The organism is Dyella sp. A6, assembly GCF_036320485.1.
Classification (GTDB): Bacteria; Pseudomonadota; Gammaproteobacteria; order Xanthomonadales; family Rhodanobacteraceae; genus Rhodanobacter_A; species Rhodanobacter_A aluminiiresistens.
The window spans coordinates 361,634-379,781 of the sequence record NZ_CP132911.1; the positions used below are offsets into that span (position 1 = coordinate 361,634).

At 66.0% G+C, this 18,148-nt stretch carries 13 protein-coding genes; 12 read left to right on the forward strand and 1 reads right to left on the reverse strand.

Translation table 11 applies throughout. The annotated features are described in order from the left end of the window. Nucleotides 1-59: 59 nt before the first annotated feature. The 11 genes from RA164_RS01430 to RA164_RS01480 all read left to right on the forward strand — a co-directional run bounded on the left by RA164_RS01430 (nucleotide 60) and on the right by RA164_RS01480 (nucleotide 15,484). Nucleotides 60-1,361 carry a GGDEF domain-containing protein gene (locus RA164_RS01430; protein ID WP_329742203.1) on the forward strand — a complete coding sequence of 434 codons (1,302 nt, stop codon included), beginning with the start codon at nucleotides 60-62 and terminating at the stop codon, nucleotides 1,359-1,361. 232 nt (nucleotides 1,362-1,593) lie between these two features. Next, entirely contained in the window at nucleotides 1,594-3,075 is a 1,482-nt protein-coding gene (locus RA164_RS01435; protein ID WP_329742204.1) for a SulP family inorganic anion transporter, read from the forward strand. 10 nt (nucleotides 3,076-3,085) lie between these two features. Next, nucleotides 3,086-3,937 carry a universal stress protein gene (locus RA164_RS01440; RefSeq protein WP_329742205.1) on the forward strand — a complete coding sequence of 284 codons (852 nt, stop codon included), beginning with the start codon at nucleotides 3,086-3,088 and terminating at the stop codon, nucleotides 3,935-3,937. 106 nt (nucleotides 3,938-4,043) lie between these two features. Next, nucleotides 4,044-4,664 carry a DedA family protein gene (locus tag RA164_RS01445; protein ID WP_329742206.1) on the forward strand — a complete coding sequence of 207 codons (621 nt, stop codon included), beginning with the start codon at nucleotides 4,044-4,046 and terminating at the stop codon, nucleotides 4,662-4,664. Between the two features lie 436 nt (nucleotides 4,665-5,100). Further along, entirely contained in the window at nucleotides 5,101-6,114 is a 1,014-nt protein-coding gene (locus RA164_RS01450; protein WP_329742207.1) for a LacI family DNA-binding transcriptional regulator, read from the forward strand. A 61-nt stretch (nucleotides 6,115-6,175) separates the two neighbouring features. Next, complete coding sequence (locus RA164_RS01455) at nucleotides 6,176-9,196, forward strand: TonB-dependent receptor (protein WP_329742208.1); 3,021 nt, start codon at nucleotides 6,176-6,178, stop codon at nucleotides 9,194-9,196. A 117-nt stretch (nucleotides 9,197-9,313) separates the two neighbouring features. Next, nucleotides 9,314-10,831, forward strand: coding sequence for a tryptophan halogenase family protein (locus RA164_RS01460; RefSeq protein WP_329742209.1), 1,518 nt, complete (start codon nucleotides 9,314-9,316; stop codon nucleotides 10,829-10,831). Nucleotides 10,832-10,919: 88 nt separating this feature from the next. Beyond that, a complete protein-coding gene (locus RA164_RS01465) occupies nucleotides 10,920-12,380 on the forward strand; it encodes a glucoamylase family protein (RefSeq protein ID WP_329742210.1) in 1,461 nt (486 codons plus the stop codon). Between the two features lie 160 nt (nucleotides 12,381-12,540). Further along, nucleotides 12,541-13,791, forward strand: a complete 1,251-nt coding sequence (locus RA164_RS01470) for a sugar ABC transporter substrate-binding protein (protein ID WP_412731082.1) — start codon at nucleotides 12,541-12,543, stop codon at nucleotides 13,789-13,791. Beyond that, a complete protein-coding gene (locus RA164_RS01475) occupies nucleotides 13,788-14,666 on the forward strand; it encodes a carbohydrate ABC transporter permease (protein WP_329742212.1) in 879 nt (292 codons plus the stop codon). Before RA164_RS01470 ends, RA164_RS01475 begins: the two co-directional genes overlap by 4 nt. After that, entirely contained in the window at nucleotides 14,663-15,484 is an 822-nt protein-coding gene (locus tag RA164_RS01480; RefSeq protein ID WP_329742213.1) for a carbohydrate ABC transporter permease, read from the forward strand. Before RA164_RS01475 ends, RA164_RS01480 begins: the two co-directional genes overlap by 4 nt. Nucleotides 15,485-15,525: 41 nt before the next feature. Here RA164_RS01480 and RA164_RS01485 read toward each other — a convergent pair whose 3' ends face one another. Continuing rightward, nucleotides 15,526-16,620, reverse strand: a complete 1,095-nt coding sequence (locus RA164_RS01485) for an ABC transporter ATP-binding protein (RefSeq protein WP_329742214.1) — start codon at nucleotides 16,618-16,620, stop codon at nucleotides 15,526-15,528. A gap of 155 nt (nucleotides 16,621-16,775) precedes the next feature. Between RA164_RS01485 and RA164_RS01490 the strand changes: the two genes are divergently transcribed. Continuing rightward, nucleotides 16,776-18,128 (forward strand): GH1 family beta-glucosidase, encoded by a 1,353-nt coding sequence (locus tag RA164_RS01490; RefSeq protein ID WP_329742215.1) that lies wholly within the window; start codon nucleotides 16,776-16,778, stop codon nucleotides 18,126-18,128. The last annotated feature ends 20 nt before the right edge of the window (nucleotides 18,129-18,148 follow it).

The window sequence follows — 18,148 nt, forward strand, 5'->3', positions numbered from 1 at the left end:
CACGCCGTGCGGGATTCGCCTGCATAATGGTCGCCAGGATGCGGGCACAGGGGCCACCGATGAAATGGGAACAACGGCTGCGCATGTTCAGCGTATCGCAACGCCTGGCGATGTTCCTGGCGCTGGTGCTGCTGCCGATGCTGATTCTCAGCGTGGTCAGCGTGAGCGTCCTGAACGACCAGGAGCTGGCGTTCCGCGATTCGGTGGAAGAGTCGGTCACGACGCTGCTTCCGCTCAACACGCTCGAGCATTACCTGCAGCGCGCGATGGTCGACGAGCTCGAAATGCAGTCGAGCGAATCCACGCCGGGTTTCGCCGCATTGTCCGACAGCATCGACAAGACCTTCGCCAGCATCGAGTCGGTGGACCAGGGTGACGGCATTGCCGGCGAGGTGGACAAGGCCGAGCAGTCCTGGGTGAGTGCGCGGCCGGCCGTGCGCCGGCTGGTGGAACAGGTGCGGCAGGCACATCTGGGGCACCACGGTACAGCGACCCATGCGGATACCCGGGCCGGGCTGCAGGCTGCCATCGACGATGTCGCCCAGGCCCGCAGGCAACTGACGCGTGTGGTCAAGGCGCGTTACCTGCATGCCATTGCGGAACGGCATCGCCAGCTGCGCTGGCTGGTCGGTGGCTGGGCCCTGACCCTGGTGCTGGCCGCGTTGCTGGTGGCAGCTTTCGTGCGTTCGCTGCTGCGGCCGATCCGTGAGCTGGGACAGGCCGCCCGTGGCATGGGTGCCGGTACGCCAGGCGTACGTGCGTCGGTGGCCGGCAACGACGAACTGACGGCCCTGGCCGAACGCTTCAACGAGATGGCGGCGTACTGGGAAGCCTCGCGGCAGACGCTGCTGGCCGAGGCTGCACAGGACCCGCTGACCCGGGTGCTCAACCGGCGCGGCGTGCTGTCGGTGCTCGAAACCAGTCTGGCGGCGCATGCGCGCGGCCATGCGCCGGTCAGCGTGTTCATGATCGATCTGGACCGCTTCAAGGCGATCAACGACCAGTATGGCCACAGTGCCGGCGACCGGGCGCTGGTCTGGATCGCGCAGCGCCTGCAGGAGATGTTGCGCGAGGGCGACCGGCTCGGCCGCTACGGTGGCGACGAGTTCCTGGTGGTGTTGCCCGGCACGACCCTGACGCAGGGAATGGATATTGCCCGGCGCATCGAGGCGGCGCTCAACGAGGCCGCGCGGCGCGAATCGGCCCGGCCGGGCGTGAGCATCGGCGTGGGTGCGGCCCCGGACCATGGCTGGGACGCGGTGTCGCTGATCGAGGCCGCCGATCGCATGCTGTATGTCCACAAGCATCAGCGGGCGACCGATGCCGGAACCCGCTGGCGTACCGGTTCCACGCCGGGCTGAGGTTCGGCGGCCGGTTTGCGCGTTGTGGCCGCAGCGGCCGGCGGCATATACAATGCAGGCCGCCCATCCGTGAGCGTATCCGGCAGCCCCATGCGGCTCGCCTGTTTCAGCCACCCTCACACGGGCCTTTGCCTCTACCGACGTGTGGCCGCGACGCTGCGGCCCCCGGTCCTTTTGTGCCATGCCGCCCGTGGACGTGTTCCGCGGAGGGCTTATCGACTCCAGGTTTTCGATGACTTACCGGACATTCCGCCAGGACTGGCTCTCCAACATCCGCAATGACGTACTGGCCGGCACGGTGGTCGCCCTGGCACTGATTCCCGAGGCGATCGCGTTTTCCATCATCGCCGGCGTCGATCCCAAGATCGGCCTGTACGCGGCGTTCTGCATCGCGGTGACGGTGTCGATCACCGGCGGGCGCCCGGGCATGGTTTCCGCCGCCACCGGCTCGACCGCGCTGCTGATGGTCACCCTGGTCAAGGACTACGGCCTGCAATACCTGCTGCTGACCACGCTGTGCACGGGGGTGTTGCAGATCATCGCCGGCACGCTCAGGCTGGGCGGGTTGATGCGTTTCGTGTCGCGCTCGGTGATCACCGGTTTCGTGAACGCGCTGGCCATCCTGATCTTCATGGCGCAGCTGCCGCAGTTTGTCGGGGCAGGCTGGCAGGTCTACGCGCTGGTCGCGGCCGGCTTGGTCATCATCTACGGCTTCCCGCGGATTACCCGGGCGGTGCCGTCGCCACTGGTCAGCATCATCGCGATCACGGCCTTCACCCTGCTCACCGGGCTGCATGTGCGCACGGTCGGCGACATGGGCGCGTTGCCGCACAGCCTGCCGGTGTTCCTGCTGCCGAAGGTGCCGCTGAACCTGCATACGCTGGTGGTGGTGCTGTCCTATGCGGTGCCGATCGCGGTGGTGGGCCTGCTCGAGTCGCTGATGACGGCGACCATCGTCGACGAATTCACCGACACGCCCAGCGACAAGAATCGCGAGTGCGTCGGCCAAGGCATCGCCAACATCGTCTCCGGCCTGTTCGGCGGCATGGCGGGCTGCGCGATGATCGGCCAGTCGGTGATCAACGTGAAGTCGGGCGGGCGCGGGCGGCTGTCCACCCTGTGCGCCGGCATCCTGCTGCTGATCATGGTGGTGTTCGCGCGGCCATGGGTCAGCCGGATTCCGATGGCGGCTCTGGTCGCGGTGATGATCATGGTGTCGATCGGCACATTCAAATGGAGTTCGTTCCGCGACCTGCGTGAGCATCCGAAGTCGTCCAGCGTGGTGATGATCGCCACCGTGGTCGTAGTCATCGCCACGCACAACCTGGCGCTGGGTGTACTGGTCGGCGTGCTGCTCAGCGCGCTGTTCTTCGCGCGCAAGGTGGGCCAGGTGATGCATGTGGGCTCCACGCTGAGTGCCGACGAGCGCATGCGCGAATACCGCGTGACCGGCCAGGTGTTCTTCGCCTCGTCGGAGGCGTTCGTCAATGCCTTCGATTTCCGCGAGGCGCTGGATGCCGTGAGCATCGATGTCAGCCGCGCGCATTTCTGGGACCTGACTGCCGTCGGTGCGTTGGATAAGGTGGTCCTGAAGTTCCGCCGCGAAGGCACCCGGGTGGAGGTTCATGGCATGAACGAGGCGAGTGCAACGCTGGTCGACCGACTGGCCGTGCACGATCGTCCCGAGGCAGCCGAAGCGTTGATGGGACACTGAGGAACCGCGCATGACGACACTGCTTGTCTGTATCGACGATTCGACCTACACCCGCAGCGTGCTCGACCATGGCGCATGGGCCGCGGCACGGCTTCAGGGTGGCGTGGAACTGCTGCACGCGATCGAGCGCCAGCCCGCGCGTCCGCCGGTCGACCTCAGCGGCAGCATCGGCATGGACGACGACCAGTCGCTGCTTGCCGAGCTGGCGCGGCTGGACGAGCAGCGCGGGAGCCTGGCGCTGCAGCACGGGCACCAGCTGCTGGATGCGGCGGCAGCCGATCTGCGCGGACGCGGCATTGCGCAGGTGCACGCACGGCTGCGCCACGGCCACCTGGTCGACGTGATCGAAGGCGAACAGCCGGAGCATGACGTGCTGGTGCTCGGCAAGCGTGGCGAGCATGCCGACTTCGCCCGCCTGCACCTGGGCAGCACGATGGAGCGCATGCTGCGCGCCTCGACACGGCCGCTGCTGATCGCTTCGCGCGCATTCCGTCCGGTACAGCGCGTGCTGGTGGCCTTCGACGGCAGTCCGAGCGCGCGCCGCGCGGTCGAATGGGTGGCGCGCAGCCCGTTGCTGGCGGGGCTGGAGTGTCATCTACTGATGGTTGCCAACGAGGACCGCGCGGCCACTGTGCACATGGACTGGGCGCGCGCCCTGCTGGAAGCAGCCGATGTCAGTTTCCGCACCGAGATCATTCCCGGCCATGCCGAGGAGGTGCTGGCCGATTATGTCCAGCGGCAGTCGATCGATCTGCTGGTGGCCGGCGCGTACGGGCACTCGCGCATCCGCGAACTGCTGGTCGGCAGCACGCTGACCGGCCTGATCCGCCGTTGCCTGGTGCCGGTGCTGGTGGTGCGCTGAATCACTTGGGTTGCCGTGTCGCCACAAGCTGGAACCGTGGCGGCATGCCAGGCGCCAGCCCAGGCATTACCATGGTGCCAGTCCGCCATGCTGGAGCACGTGTTTCATGCTTGAAAAGTTGATCGGCCTGATCGCAGGCTTCGTGATCGCGGTGATCTCGCGCATGCAGTATGCGGGCATTGCGCTGTTGATGGGCATCGAGAGCGCCTGCATTCCGTTGCCGTCCGAAGTCATCATGCCGTTCTCCGGCTACCTGGTCTACAAGGGCACGCTGGTGCTGTGGCTGGTGGCGGTGGCCGGTGCGGTCGGTTGTGTGCTGGGTTCCTGGGTGGCCTATGCGGTCGGTGCGTGGGGCGGCCGGCCGCTGATCGAGCGCTACGGCAAGTACGTGCTGATCTCGAGCCACGACCTCGACCTGGCCGACCGCTGGTTCCAGCGGCACGGTGAAATCACCATCTTCGTTGGCCGCCTGTTGCCGGTGGTGCGTACCTTCATCGCCTTTCCGGCCGGTGTAGCCCGCATGCCGCTGTGGCGCTTCAGCCTGTATACCTTCCTCGGCTCGCTGATCTGGTGCTGGGGGCTGGCCTGGATCGGGCTGCGGCTGGGTCAGCACTGGAACACGCTGGGCGTGTATTTCCACCGCTTCGACGGTGCGATTGTCGCGGTGCTGCTGCTGCTCGCGGCGTGGTACGTGTGGCGCCACCTGCGCCATCTGCGTCGATCCTGAGCCACGCGCAGTCTTCATCCAGGGGCGCCGTGATGTCGGTCGGCGCCCCGGCATTCCTTCGGTGGGAGTCCGTGCGCGGGAGGTGCGGGCGGCGCACTGCGCTTGTCCTGTGCGCCAGCGGAACGCGGCCTGCACAGGTCATGGACGAAATCGTTTCCTGAAAAAACTGCGTTTCGGGACCCCGATTCGTTAATTCCGTTGCGCCTCGCGAAGCGCGATATATCGCGCTGCAGCATGTGCGGACCTTCGATTTTCTGCGCGCCATTCCCTGTTTCCATGCGGTGTGCCGGATCGTGCCGAATGCGTGCGACGAAAACACATTGCGATGCAGCATGACGGTGTTGCACACACTCTTTACAAGCTCTCATGAAAACGTTTACGTTCTGCCCCGCTTCGGACCTGGCATGGGTCCGATATCGGCAAGGGGAGGGTAGGCGTGACGACAACCATCAAGGATGTAGCACGGGAGGCCAAGGTATCGGTGGCCTCGGTGTCGCGCGCCCTCAACGGCACCGGGGGCGTGACCCCGGCCACCGAAAAACGCATCCGCGAGGCGGCTTCGCGCCTGCGCTACGTACCGCACGGAGCTGCCCGCAGCCTGATCACCCGGCGCACGCACACCATCGGTGCGCTGTTGCCCGATCTGCACGGTGAATTCTTCTCGGAACTGATTCGCGGCATCGATCTGGAAGCGCGGTCGCGCGGCCTGCACCTGCTGGTGTCCAGCTCGCACGACGGCGTGGCCGATGCGGCAGCGGCACTGCGTGCCATGCAGGGACGGGTCGACGGCATCGTGATCCTGTCGTCGCGGGTCGACGAGGCGTTCCTGAAAGCCAACCTGCCCGAGGGCCTGCCGGCGGTGCTGCTCAACAGCGCGGTGAAGAACCCCGAGCATGCCGTGCTGAACATCGACAATTTCGCGGGCACCTACGCCATGGTGCGCCACCTGCTCGGGCTTGGGCACAAGCGGATCACCTTCATTGCCGGCCCGAAGGACAACTACGACGCACACCAGCGCGTCGAAGGCTTCCGCGCCGCGATGGGCGAGCTCATGCCCGGCAATGCGGTGCGGGTGATCAAGGGCGACTTCAGCGAGAAGTCCGGCTACCTGGCCGGACGTGAAGTGCTGGCGGCCCGGACCCGTCCGCAGGCGGTGTTCGCTGCCAACGACATGATGGCCGTGGGTTGCCTGCAGGCCTTCAAGGAGGCCGGCCTGGATGTACCGGGCGATATCGCCCTGGCCGGTTTCGACGACATTCCCATCGCGCGTTACGTCACGCCACCACTCAGCACTGTGCGCGTACGCATCGCGGATCTGGGCAAGAACGCCATGGACATGCTTGCCGACTTGATGGATCGCCCCGGACAGTCGGCGGCTTCGGTACACACGCTCGGCTGCGACATCGTCGTGCGTGAATCGTGCGGGGCACATAACGGGGCGAGACCGTAGTCATCACATTCAAGACGTTTTCACCGTTCGTCAAATCGTTGGCGAGAGTGGAGGGGAGATCATGAGTCATCAGAAGCATTTCAAGAAAAGATTGCTCGCGGGCGCCGTCGTTGCCGCCATGTCGGCAGCACTGCCCACGATGGTCTGGGCGCAGTCGGCAGACGCCACCCTGCGTGGTCACGCGCCGGCCGAAGCGATCGTCACGGCGAAGAATGTCGCCACCGGTGCGGTGCGCGTCACGCGTTCGGACAAGGACGGCAGCTATGCCCTGGTGGGCATGCCGCCGGGTACCTATCAGGTCGATGCCGGCCCGGGCACGCAGCACACGGTCACGTTGACGGTCGCCTCGACCGCGACCCTGGACCTGCAGAAAGCCGCGACGGTCGCTGCCGCCGCCAGTGCCACCAATCTCGGCGCGGTGACGGTCAACGCCACCACGCTGCAGGACGTGAAGACGTCCGAGGTCGGCCAGACAGTTTCGCTGCACCAGATCAACACCACTCCGGAAGCCTCGCGCAACTTCCTCGAGTTCGCCGACACGGTGCCGGGCATGGTGTTCACCCGCGACGCCAACGGCAACACCAGCCTTCGTTCGGGCGCGCAGGCGAGCTCGGCGATCAACGTGTACATCGACGGCGTCGGCCAGAAGAACTACGTGCTGCCGGGCGGTATCACCGGGCAGAACGCCAGCCAGGGCAATCCGTTCCCGCAGCTGGCGATCGGCGAATACAAGGTCATCACGTCGAACTACAAGGCCGAGTACGACCAGATTTCCAGCGCCGCGGTCGTTGCCCAGACCAAGTCAGGCACCAACCAGTTCCACGGTGACGTGTTCGGTGACTACACCAACACCCGCATGCGCGCCGAAACGCCGGCCGAACAGGCCGCGGGCAAGAAGACGCCCTCGCACGAGAAAGACTACGGCTTCGACCTCGGCGGTCCGATCATCAAGGACAAGGCGCACTTCTTCATCACCTACGAAGGCAAGGAATTCAATACGCCGACCACGGTGGTGCCAGGTGTCGATACCGCTTATGTCAGCCAGCTTCCGGCCAGTGTGCAGAGCCTGTTCGGCCCGACCAACCTGTCGTTCAAGGAGAATGACTGGTTCGGCAAGATCGACTACGAGCCGACCGACCGCGATCGCTTCGAGTTCAGCGGCAAGTACCGTCATGAGACGTCCATCGGCGGCGTCGGTGGCGTGACGGCGGCTACGGCCGCGCTCAACACCATCAATACCGACAAGCGCTTCGACATCCGCTGGGATCACAGCGCCTACAGCTGGTTCAACCGCCTGCAGGTGACCTACGAGAACGCGTTCTTCTCGCCCACCCCGGCCACGTTTGGTGCCGGTGCCGCATACACGCCGGCCAGCAACCAGAACCAGGTGATCCTGCAGACCGGCAACTCGCCGCTGGCGCAGCAGAACAAGGGGCAGAAGGGTCCGGCGATCCAGGACGACCTCACCTTCAACGACTTCGAATGGCATGGCGACCATGTCGTGAAGATGGGCGTGAAATACAAGGCGGTGAAGTTGCTGGCGCAGGACGCGGGCGATGCCAACGCATTGTTCAGCTATGCGGTGTCGCCCACCAGTGGCACCGAATCGATCCCGTACAAGGTGCAGTTCGGCTCGCCGGTGCCCGGCCTCAGCCCGGTTGCAACCAGCTCCGACAAGCAGTTCGGCATGTACGTGCAGGATGACTGGGCGGTCAACGAACACCTGACCCTGAACCTCGGTGTGCGCTGGGATTACGAAGAGACGCCGTCGTACCTCAACTACGTCACCCCGGCCAATGTGGTTGCTGCACTCAACTCGCAGGACCCGAAGGCGCCGGCAGGCCAGACCTATGCGCAGTCCCTGGCCAAGGGCGGCGTGAACGTCAACGACTACATCAGCACCGGCCACAACCGCCATGCACCCAAGAACGAATGGCAGCCGCGACTGGGCTTCTCGTACGACATCAACGGTGACCAGGATCACGTGATCTTCGGCGGTTACGGCCGTTCCTACGACCGTAACCTGTACGAGTCGCTGCAGGTGGAGCAGACCAAGTCGGTGCTGTCGCAGCCGACGCTGTACTTCAACACGCCGATGGAACCCTGCACGTCGAGCTCGACCTGCCTGACCTGGGATCCGAAGTACCTCAACATCAGCGCGTTGCAGGCGCTGGTTGCCGGCAGCACGGCGGGCAAGGAAATCGATCTCGTCAACAACAACCTGAAGGCGCCGTATTCCGATCAGTTCAGCATCGGCATGCGCAACCGGGTGGGCGAGTGGAACACCAGCGTTTCGCTGGTCGATATCCGCAGCCACAACGGTCTGGTCTACACCTTGGGCAATCGTTATCCGGACGGTGCGTTCTGGCAGAAGGGCAGCCAGCCCTGGGGCGATGGCGTGCCGGGCTTCGGTAGCCTGATCATCGGCAACAACGGCCTGCAGACTCATACCAAGCAGGTCCTGATCGAGGTCGACAAACCGTACACGCACGAATCGCACTGGGGCGCGACCATCGCCTATACCTATTCGGATGCGTGGCAGAACAACGACAACAACGATCCGACCGACCAGTACGCATTCGACTTCGCGACCATCGGCAACTACCCCTACACCCGGTCCGGCGTCTCCAAGCACCGGCTGGTAGCGACCGGCAGCCTGGATGGTCCGTGGGGCCTGGTGTTCGGCGCCAAGCTGACCCTGGCCACGCCAATTCCGGATCTTGGCCTGGCGTGCTATGGCCTGACGCCGACCAATGTCGACCAGGGTCGCACCAACGGTGGTGGCTGCCAGTCGTACTCGATCGCACCGCCGGGCAACGGCCGCTTCCTGATCGGCGGCAAGATCTTCGGTTACCGCGATTTCGATTTCCAGGCGACCAAGAACTTCCGCGTCTGGGGCGGCCTGAACGCCTACGCGCGTCTGGACGTGATCAACGCGTTCAACTGGAACAACTATGTCGGGTACCTGCAGAGCTTCGGCTCCAACGGCGTGCTGAACCGGACGCCGGTGATCTACAACCCGACGGGCGACATCACCGGCTATCCACGCACGGTCAGGCTTAGTGTGGGCATGAGCTTCTGATTTCCCCCCGGAGGCCGATCGCCGCCATTGGCGGCGATCCCGGGCGGCATCCGTGATGGCGGATGCCGCCTGGTGTGCCTCGTTTACCTGCAACCAGCCGTCGACACAGTGCCTGCCATGAATGAGCAAACCGTCAAGCGCATCGTCATCGTCGGCGGCGGCACGGCCGGCTGGATGGCGGCTGCGGCCATGGCCAAGGTGCTGGGTCCCGGTTACACGGTGCAGCTGGTGGAATCGGAGGAAATCGGTACCGTTGGTGTGGGTGAGGCCACCGTGCCGCACCTGAAACTGTTCAACAACCTGCTCGAGATCGACGAGATCGAATTCGTCAAACGGACGCAGGGCACGTTCAAGCTGGGCATCCAGTTCAACGACTGGGGCCAGCTGGGCGATTCATACATCCATGGTTTCGGCAAGATAGGGCACGACGTCAGCCTGTTGCCGTTCCATCAGTTCTGGCTGAAGGCGCGCCAGCATGGCCTGGCCGACGAGATCGGCGCCTACTCGCTGAACACCGTGGCCGCGCCGCAGGGCAAGTTCATGGCCTCGGCCACCGACGTGCCGCCGCAGTCGCCGCTCGCCGACATCGCCTACGCCTACCATTTCGACGCCGGCCTGTATGCCGCCTACCTGCGCCAGTACGCCGAGCAACGCGGCGTGCGGCGGATCGAGGGGCGGGTCGAGCAGGTGGAGCTGCGCCCCGACGACGGTTTCGTCGAGGCGGTCACGCTGGCGGATGGTCAGCGTGTCGAGGGCGACCTGTTTATCGACTGCTCCGGGTTTCGCGGCCTGCTGATCGAGCAGGCGCTGCACGCGGGCTACGAAAGCTATACGCAGTGGCTGCCGTGCGATCGTGCGCTGGCGGTGCCCAGCGAGCGACACGGGCCGCCCGCGCCGTTCACCCGTTCCACCGCGCGGACGGCCGGCTGGCAGTGGCGGATTCCGCTGCAGCACCGCACCGGCAACGGCTACGTCTATTCCAGCGCCCATGTGGGCGATGACGAGGCCGCGGCGACGCTGCTGGCCAACCTGGACGGGCGCGCACTGGGCGAACCGCGGCTGCTGCGCTTCAACACCGGCATGCGCCGCAGGACCTGGTATCGCAACGTGGTGGCGCTGGGGCTGGCGGCCGGTTTCATGGAGCCGCTGGAATCGACCGGCATCTATCTGATCCAGTCGGGCATCGCGCGTCTGCTCAACCTGTTTCCGCGGGCGGGTTTCAGCGAAGTGGTGGCGGAGCGCTACAACGCGCAGACTCGCTTCGAGTACGAGCGCATCCGCGATTTCCTGATCCTGCATTACTACGCCACGCGACGCGACGACACGGCGTTCTGGAACCAGTGCCGCACGATGGCCATTCCCGACACGCTGCGCGCAAACATCGAACTGTTCCGCGACAGCGGGCGCTTCTTCCGCGAAGGCGAGGAGATGTTCGCCCAGGTCAGCTGGGTGCAGGTGATGCTGGGGCAGGGCATCCAGCCGCACAGCTATCACCCGCTGGTCGACCAGATGCCCGAGCACGAACTGGGTGCCTTCGTCGCCGGCGTGGGCAAGGTGATCGCGCACTGCGTGGACGCGATGCCGCCGCATGAGGCGTTCATCGCACGCTACTGCGCCGCCGACCCGGCTGCATGATTCCTCCGGCGCCGGAGGGATGGCGGCGCCGACACTTTCCCGAGCAACGAAGCTATTTCCGAGTAACCGATCAGTGAGCCTTTCGAACGTGCGTCAACGTGTTTTTCCCATCCTGCTGGCGGTTGCCGCCGCCGCGGTCACGACGACGGCCGGCGCCGCGCCGTCGAGCCCGGCCGACGTGAAGATGCCGGCCGGGTGGTCGGGCAGCTATGCCACCCTGCCCGGGCAGGACAAGGCCTTCATCAACGACCTTGAGCGCCGTACCTTCGACTGGTTCTGGGACAGCGCCGATCCGAAGACCGGGCTGGTTCCCGATCATTTCCCCGGCAAGTCGTTTTCCAGCATCGCCGCGGTCGGCTTTGCGTTGACCGGCTATGGCATCGGCGTGGAACGTGGCTACATCACGCGCGCGCAGGCGGTCGATCGCACGCTGGCGACGCTGCGCTTCTTCAGCGATGCCCCGCAGAATGCCAGCGAGGACGAAGCCACCGGTTACCACGGCTTCTTCTATCACTTCCTCGACATGCGCAGTGGCCGCCGCGATGCGCGCTGGGTCGAGCTGTCCAGCGTGGACACCACCCTGCTGATGGGCGGCGTGCTGTTCGCACAGAGTTACTACGACCGCGATACGCCGAAGGAACGCGAGATCCGCCAGCTGGCCGACCAGCTCTACCGGGCCGTCGACTGGCCCTGGATGCAGGCGCGCAAGCCGCTGATCAGCATGGGCTGGACGCCGGGCGGCAAGTTCATCCCGGCCGACTGGAAAGGCTACGACGAGGGCAAGCTGGTCTACATCCTGGCGCTGGGTTCGCCCACCCATCCGGTCGGCAGCGACGCATGGGCTGCCTGGTGCTCGACCTATCCGAAGCAGTGGGGCACGTTCGAGGGCTACACCCTGCTCAACTTCGGCCCGCTGTTCGGTCACCAGTACACCGAATCGTGGGTGGATTTTCACGGCATACGCGACGCATGGAGCCGTGCGCATGGCCTGGATTACGCCGAGAACGGCCGGCGCGCCACGTATGCGCAGCGCGCCTACGCCATTGCCAATCCGGGCCACTGGACCGGCTATGGACCGGATATGTGGGGGCTGACCGCGAGCGACGGGCCGGGTGACGTGAGCCTGCCGTCGGCGCAGGGCGAACGCCATTTCCACGGCTACATGGCGCGCGGTGCGGGGCTGGGCGACGTCCACGACGACGGCACCATCGCGCCGACCGCGGCAGGTGGCTCCATCGCTTTCGCGCCGACGATCGTGGTGCCGGCGCTGATGACCATGAAGCAGCGCTACGGCCGCTACATCTACGACCGCTACGGCTTCGTCGATGCCTTCAACCCGAGCTTCCACGGCACCCCGAAAAGCGGCCGCACCTATCCCGGTTTCGGCTGGGCCGACACCCAGCAGCTGGGTATCGACCAGGGCCCGATCCTGCTGATGATCGAGAACTGGCGCAGCGGCTTTGTCTGGAACGTGATGAAGAAGAACCCGTACATCCGTCGTGGCCTGGAACGTGCGGGCTTCACCGGTGGATGGTTGACGCCACGCTGATGGAGCACGCTGCGGAGCCCGAATGAGCATGATCACGCGCGCACTGGCCGGTATCCGGCATCCCCGCTTTGGCGGGGGAGCCATTCCGGCAGTGCGCGGTCGTGACAGGCACGGAACGGGCGCAGTCGGCAGCTTGCCAGTCGGCATGAAGCACGTGCTGATGCTGGCGTTTGCATCGCTGTGGCTGGCCGGCTGCGCCGCCCGCGGCAGCGACACGCATACGCTGGTGTTCTGGACCTTCGGTCCCGAGGGTGATGCGGTCATCCGGCTGCTGCCCGCGTTCGAGCGGACGCACCCGGACATCCATGTCGAGGTGCAGCAGCTGCCGCTGAGCGCCGCCCACCAGAAGCTGCTCACCGCGATCGCCGGCGGTACCGTGCCGGACATGGCGCAGCTGGGCAATACCTGGCTGCCGGAACTGGTGGCGCTGCACGCGCTGGTACCGTTGCAGCAACGTGTCGACGCTTCGTCGACGGTGAAGCCGTCGGACTATTTCGGCAGCATCTGGTCGACCAATGTCATCGACGGCCAGCTCTACGGCATCCCCTGGTACATCGATACGCGGCTGCTGTTCTACCGTACCGACCTGCTGCGCAAGGCGGGCTTCGACGCACCACCGCAGAGCTGGGCCCAGTGGCGCCGCATGCTGGCTGCGCTGAGTCATCCGCGCCGCAAGATCTACGGCATCCTGATGCCGACCAACGAGTACGACCAGCTGCTTTCGCTGGCGCTGCAGGAGCCCGAGCCGCTGCTGCGTGACGGCAACCGCTACGGCAATTTCGAAAGCGCCGGGTTCAAGCGGGCGCTGCGCTTCTACGTAGACACCTTCCGCCTGCACCAGGCGCCGGATGTCACCAATGTGGAAGTGACCAACCCATGGGAGGAGTTCGGGCGCGGCGTGTATGCGTTCTACCTGTCCGGGCCGTGGAACATCGCCGAGTTCCGCAAGCGCCTGCCGGCGGATGAGCAGGACGACTGGTCAACCGCGCCGCTGCCCGGACCGGACGGCCCCGGCGCCGGCCTGGCCGGTGGCGCCAGCCTGGTGGTGTTCCGTGCCTCGCGGCACCAGCGCGCGGCCTGGGCGCTGATCGACTACCTGTCGCGGGCGCAGGTGCAGCAGCACTTCTACCGGCTCACCGGCGACATGCCGCCGCGACGCAGTAGCTGGAACAGTCCGTTGCTCGGCGGCGATCCGAAGCTGCGGGCGTTCCGCGAGCAACTGGAGCGGGTGAAGCCCACGCCCGCGGTACCCGAGTGGGAGCGCATCGCCGACATGATGCAGCAGGTCGCGGCACGCGCCGTGGCCGGGGAGCTGACGGTGGACCAGGCGGCGGCCGAGATGGATCGCCGTGCCGACCGCATTCTGGCCAAGCGGCGCTGGATGCTCGATCACGCGGAGGCACGCCGATGAACGCCTCGCGCGCGGCCTGGCTGTTCCTGGCACCGGCGCTGCTGGTGCTCGGGGTGTTCTTCCTGTTGCCCGTGCTGGGCGCGCTGCTGCTCAGCTTCACCGACTACGACCTGTACGCGCTGGCCAACCTGCACAACCTGCGTTTCGTGGCGCTGGGCAACTACTGGGCGCTGCTGCACCGGCCGCTGTTCTGGGCCGCGCTGGGACACACCTTCTATTTCGTGGTGGTCGGCGTGCCCCTTTCGATGGCGGCATCGCTGGGCGCGGCGTTGCTGCTGCATTCGCGGCTGGCACGCTTCAAGCCGTTCTTCCGCACGGCGCTGTTCGCGCCAGTGGTCACCACCGCGGTGGCGATGGCGGTGGTGTGGCGCTACCTGTTCAACACCAAGTATGGCTGGGCCAACCATCTGCTGGGCATGCTCGGCATCCATCCGGTGAACTGGCTGGGCGACCCGCACTGGGCCATGCCCACGATCATCCTGTTCGCGGTGTGGAAGAACTTCGGCTACAACATGATCATCTTCCTGGCCGGCTTGCAGGCGGTGCCGCTGGAGCTTTACGAGGCGGCGCGCATCGACGGCGCCTCGACCTGGCGGCAGTTCCGTCATGTCACCCTGCCGATGCTGGGACCGACCCTGCTGATGGTGGCGATCCTCACCGTGTCGGGCTATTTCCAGTTGTTCGCCGAGCCCTACGTGATGACCGAGGGCGGCCCGCTGCAGAGCACCACCAGCGTGCTCTACCTGATGTACGAAGACGGCTTCAAGTGGTGGAACCTGGGCACGGCCTCGGCCGAGGCCTTCGTGTTGTTCATGGTGATGTTCGCGGTGACCGCGGCGATGCTGCGGCTGGCGCGGCGCAGGGAGGCGGCATGAATCCCCGGCTGGCCAGGGCACTGGTCAACGGCCTGCTGCTCGGGGCGGCGGCGGTGGCGTTGTTCCCGCTGCTGTGGATGCTGGCGGTGTCGTTCATGCCGGCGGGCACGTCCAACGCGCTGCCGCCGCCGCTGTGGCCATCGCATCCCACGCTGGACAACTATCGCCGGCTGTTCGGGCAGGCGGGCATGGGCAGTTATCTGGCCAACAGCCTGCTGATCGCCGGCACGATCACGCTGCTCTCGCTGGTGTTCAACCTGCTGGCCGGCTATGCCTTCGCCAAGCTGCGCTTCGCCGGACGCGAACGCCTGTTCCGCGTGCTGCTGGGCCTGCTGGTGGTGCCGGCACAGGTGGCGATGCTGCCGCTGTTCCTGATGTTCAAGTACACCGGCCTGGTCGACAGCTATGTTGGCGTGGTGCTGCCCGGCATGGCTTCGGTGCTCGGTATCTTCCTGGTGCGCCAGTACGCGCGCGGCCTGCCCGACGAGCTGCTGGAAGCCGCGCGCATCGATGGTGCCAGCGAGCTCTACATCTTCATGCGCATCGTGCTTCCGCTGCTGCGACCGGTGGTGGCGACGCTGGCGATCCTCACCTTCCTCACGGCGTGGAACGACTTCATGTGGCCGCTGATCGAGCTGACCGACCAGGGGCATTACACGTTGCCGCTGGGGCTGGCCTCGATGGCGCGCGAGCACACCGAGGGGACCGAGCAGATGATGGCCGGTTCGGTACTCACCGTGCTGCCGGTGCTGGCCTTGTTCCTGGCCATGCAGCGGCAGTACCTCGACGGCCTGCTGCTGGGGAGCGTGAAGGGATGAACAGGGCCGTGCCGGTGAGCGATGCCTGCCGCAGCGTGGCCTCAGCCGATGCGCGTCCCGTCGTGCGGGTCGAAGAAATGCAGACGCTGCGGATCGAGACCCAGCCGCACCGTGTCGCAGGCGGCGCAGGCCGTGCCGGGCGGGGTGCGCGCGACCAGCGCGAGTTCGCCATGGCGCAGGTTGAGAAACACTTCGTTGCCCACCGGTTCGACCACCTCCAGGCGCGCCGCGAGCGCCATGCCGGGATCGTCGCCGGCCAGCAGGCGCAGGTCTTCCGGGCGGATGCCGACCACCACCTGGCGGTCGTGCCAGCGTTCCAGTGCAGCGTGTTGTGGCGGCAGGCCGAGCCGGATGCTGCCTGCGGCGGTGGCCAGGGTGAGTCCGTCGTCGTGGTGCAGGGTGCCGTGCAGCAGGTTCATCGCCGGGCTGCCCAGGAAGCCCGCGACAAACAGGTTGGCAGGGCGCTCGTAGAGGTTCATCGGCGTGTCGATCTGCTGGATCTCGCCGTTGTCGAACACCACGATGCGCTGTCCCAGCGTCATCGCCTCGACCTGGTCATGGGTGACGTAGATGGTGGTGCTGCCGAAGCGACGATGCAGGCGTGCGATTTCGACCCGCGTCGACAGACGCAGGCGCGCATCGAGATTCGACAGCGGTTCGTCGAGCAGGAACACCGCGGGCTGGCGCACCATCGCACGGCCCAGCGCCACGCGCTGACGCTGTCCGCCGGACAGCGCCGCTGGGCGCGCGGCCAGCTTGTGTTCCAGCTCCAGCAGGCGCGCCACTTCGTCCACGCGCCGCGCGATGTCCGCCCTGGGCATGCCGCGCAGGTGCAGGCCGAAGCCCATGTTCTCGGCCACCGTCATGTGCGGATAGAGCGCGTAGTTCTGGAAGACCATCGCGATATCGCGGTCCTTCGGCGGCACGTCGTTCATCACCTGTCCGCCGATGCTCAGCGTGCCGGCGGTGATGGTTTCCAGCCCCGCGATCATGCGCAGCAGGGTGGTCTTGCCGCAGCCCGACGGTCCCACCAGTACCAGCAGTTCGCCGTCGTCGATATCGAAGCTGGCATCGGCGACCGCGACATGGCCGTTGGGATAGACCTTGCGCAGGTTCTCGAGACTGACAGTGGCCATCGGCGTTGCATGCTCCCTGGTGGGCATCACGGTTCGGCGGTTGCAGTCGCGGGAAGGGGTTTCAACAGCGTGCATCCCGGGACGGCGTTCGGCTATTCTCGGCATGTAATCGATTACATCAAGCCGCAGTGCGGCATTCGCGAGTTCCAGAATCCATGACCCGACGCTACCGCTTTCCGGACGGCTTCCTCTGGGGGGCGGCTACATCCGCCTACCAGATCGAAGGCTCGCCACTCGCCGACGGCGCCGGACCCAGCATATGGCAACGCTTCGCGCACACGCCGGGCATGATGGCCGATGGCGATACCGGCGACGTGGCCTGCGACCATTACCGCCGCTACCGGGACGACGTGCAGCTGATGCGCGCACTGGGCCTGAAAAGCTATCGCTTCAGCGTGAACTGGTCGCGCGTGCTGCCCGAGGGCACCGGGCGGATCAACCCGAAAGGCCTGGACTTCTACGCACGACTCGTCGACGAGCTGCTGGAACACGGCATCACGCCGAACATCACCTTGTTCCACTGGGATCTGCCGGCCGCGCTGGACGACCGTGGCGGCTGGCTCAACCGGGACATCGCGCACTGGTTCGCCGACTATGCCGAAACCATGTTCAAGGCGCTGGACGACCGTGTGCCGTACTGGTCCACGCTCAACGAGCCGTGGGTCGTGGTCGACGGCGGTTACCTGCACGGCACGTTGGCGCCGGGGCATCGCAATCTCTACGAGGCACCGCTGGCCACACACAACCTGATGCGCGCCAGTGGCGCCGCGATCCAGGCCTACCGCGCGCATGGACGAAACCAGATTGGCGTGGTGTTCAACATCGAACCGAAGTATGCCGCCTCGGATCGCGAGGAAGACCTGGCCGCCACCCGCCGCGCGCACGCCTACATGAACCAGCAGTTCGCCGATCCGGCCCTGCTCGGCAGCTATCCGCCCGAGCTGGCCGAGGTCTACGGCGATGCATGGCCGGATTTCCCCGAGGAGGACTTCCGGCTGACCCGGCAGCCGGTGGACTTCGTCGGCATCAACTATTACACCCGCGCCGTGGTGCGCCATGACGCGACGGCCCTGCCGCTGCGCGCGGCGCCGGTGCGGCAGCCGCAGCGCACACATACCGAGACGGGTTGGGAGGTCTATGCGCAGGGTCTGGTCGACACCCTGACCGGTTTCCGCGAGCGCTATGGCGACCTGCCGCTGTACGTGACCGAGAACGGCTCGGCGTTCTACGACCCGCCGGTGGCCGAGGGCGCCGTGCTGGAGGACCCGCTGCGGGTGGACTACCTGCGCAAGCACCTGGCGGCGGTGCATCAGGCGATCGAGGCCGGGGTGAACCTGAAGGGCTATTACGCGTGGTCGCTGATGGACAACCTGGAGTGGTCGCTGGGCTTTGCCAAGCGCTTCGGCCTCTACCACGTCGACTTCGCCACGCAGAAGCGCACGCCCAAGCGCAGCGCGATGTTCTACGCCAGCGTGATCGAGAGCCATGGCGAGGCGATCGACGAATGATTTTTTCCTTACCGACACAA

Excerpts from the sequence above, each read along its gene's own strand:
- RA164_RS01430 (WP_329742203.1), top strand. The coding sequence starts at position 60 with ATGAAATGGGAACAACGGCTGCGCATGTTCAGCGTATCGCAACGCCTG.
- RA164_RS01435 (WP_329742204.1), top strand. The coding sequence starts at position 1,594 with ATGACTTACCGGACATTCCGCCAGGACTGGCTCTCCAACATCCGCAAT.
- RA164_RS01440 (WP_329742205.1), top strand. The coding sequence starts at position 3,086 with ATGACGACACTGCTTGTCTGTATCGACGATTCGACCTACACCCGCAGC.
- RA164_RS01445 (WP_329742206.1), top strand. The coding sequence starts at position 4,044 with ATGCTTGAAAAGTTGATCGGCCTGATCGCAGGCTTCGTGATCGCGGTG.
- RA164_RS01455 (WP_329742208.1), top strand. The coding sequence starts at position 6,176 with ATGAGTCATCAGAAGCATTTCAAGAAAAGATTGCTCGCGGGCGCCGTC.
- RA164_RS01460 (WP_329742209.1), top strand. The coding sequence starts at position 9,314 with ATGAATGAGCAAACCGTCAAGCGCATCGTCATCGTCGGCGGCGGCACG.
- RA164_RS01470 (WP_412731082.1), top strand. The coding sequence starts at position 12,541 with ATGCTGGCGTTTGCATCGCTGTGGCTGGCCGGCTGCGCCGCCCGCGGC.
- RA164_RS01475 (WP_329742212.1), top strand. The coding sequence starts at position 13,788 with ATGAACGCCTCGCGCGCGGCCTGGCTGTTCCTGGCACCGGCGCTGCTG.
- RA164_RS01480 (WP_329742213.1), top strand. The coding sequence starts at position 14,663 with ATGAATCCCCGGCTGGCCAGGGCACTGGTCAACGGCCTGCTGCTCGGG.
- RA164_RS01485 (WP_329742214.1), bottom strand. The coding sequence starts at position 16,620 with ATGGCCACTGTCAGTCTCGAGAACCTGCGCAAGGTCTATCCCAACGGC.
- RA164_RS01490 (WP_329742215.1), top strand. The coding sequence starts at position 16,776 with ATGACCCGACGCTACCGCTTTCCGGACGGCTTCCTCTGGGGGGCGGCT.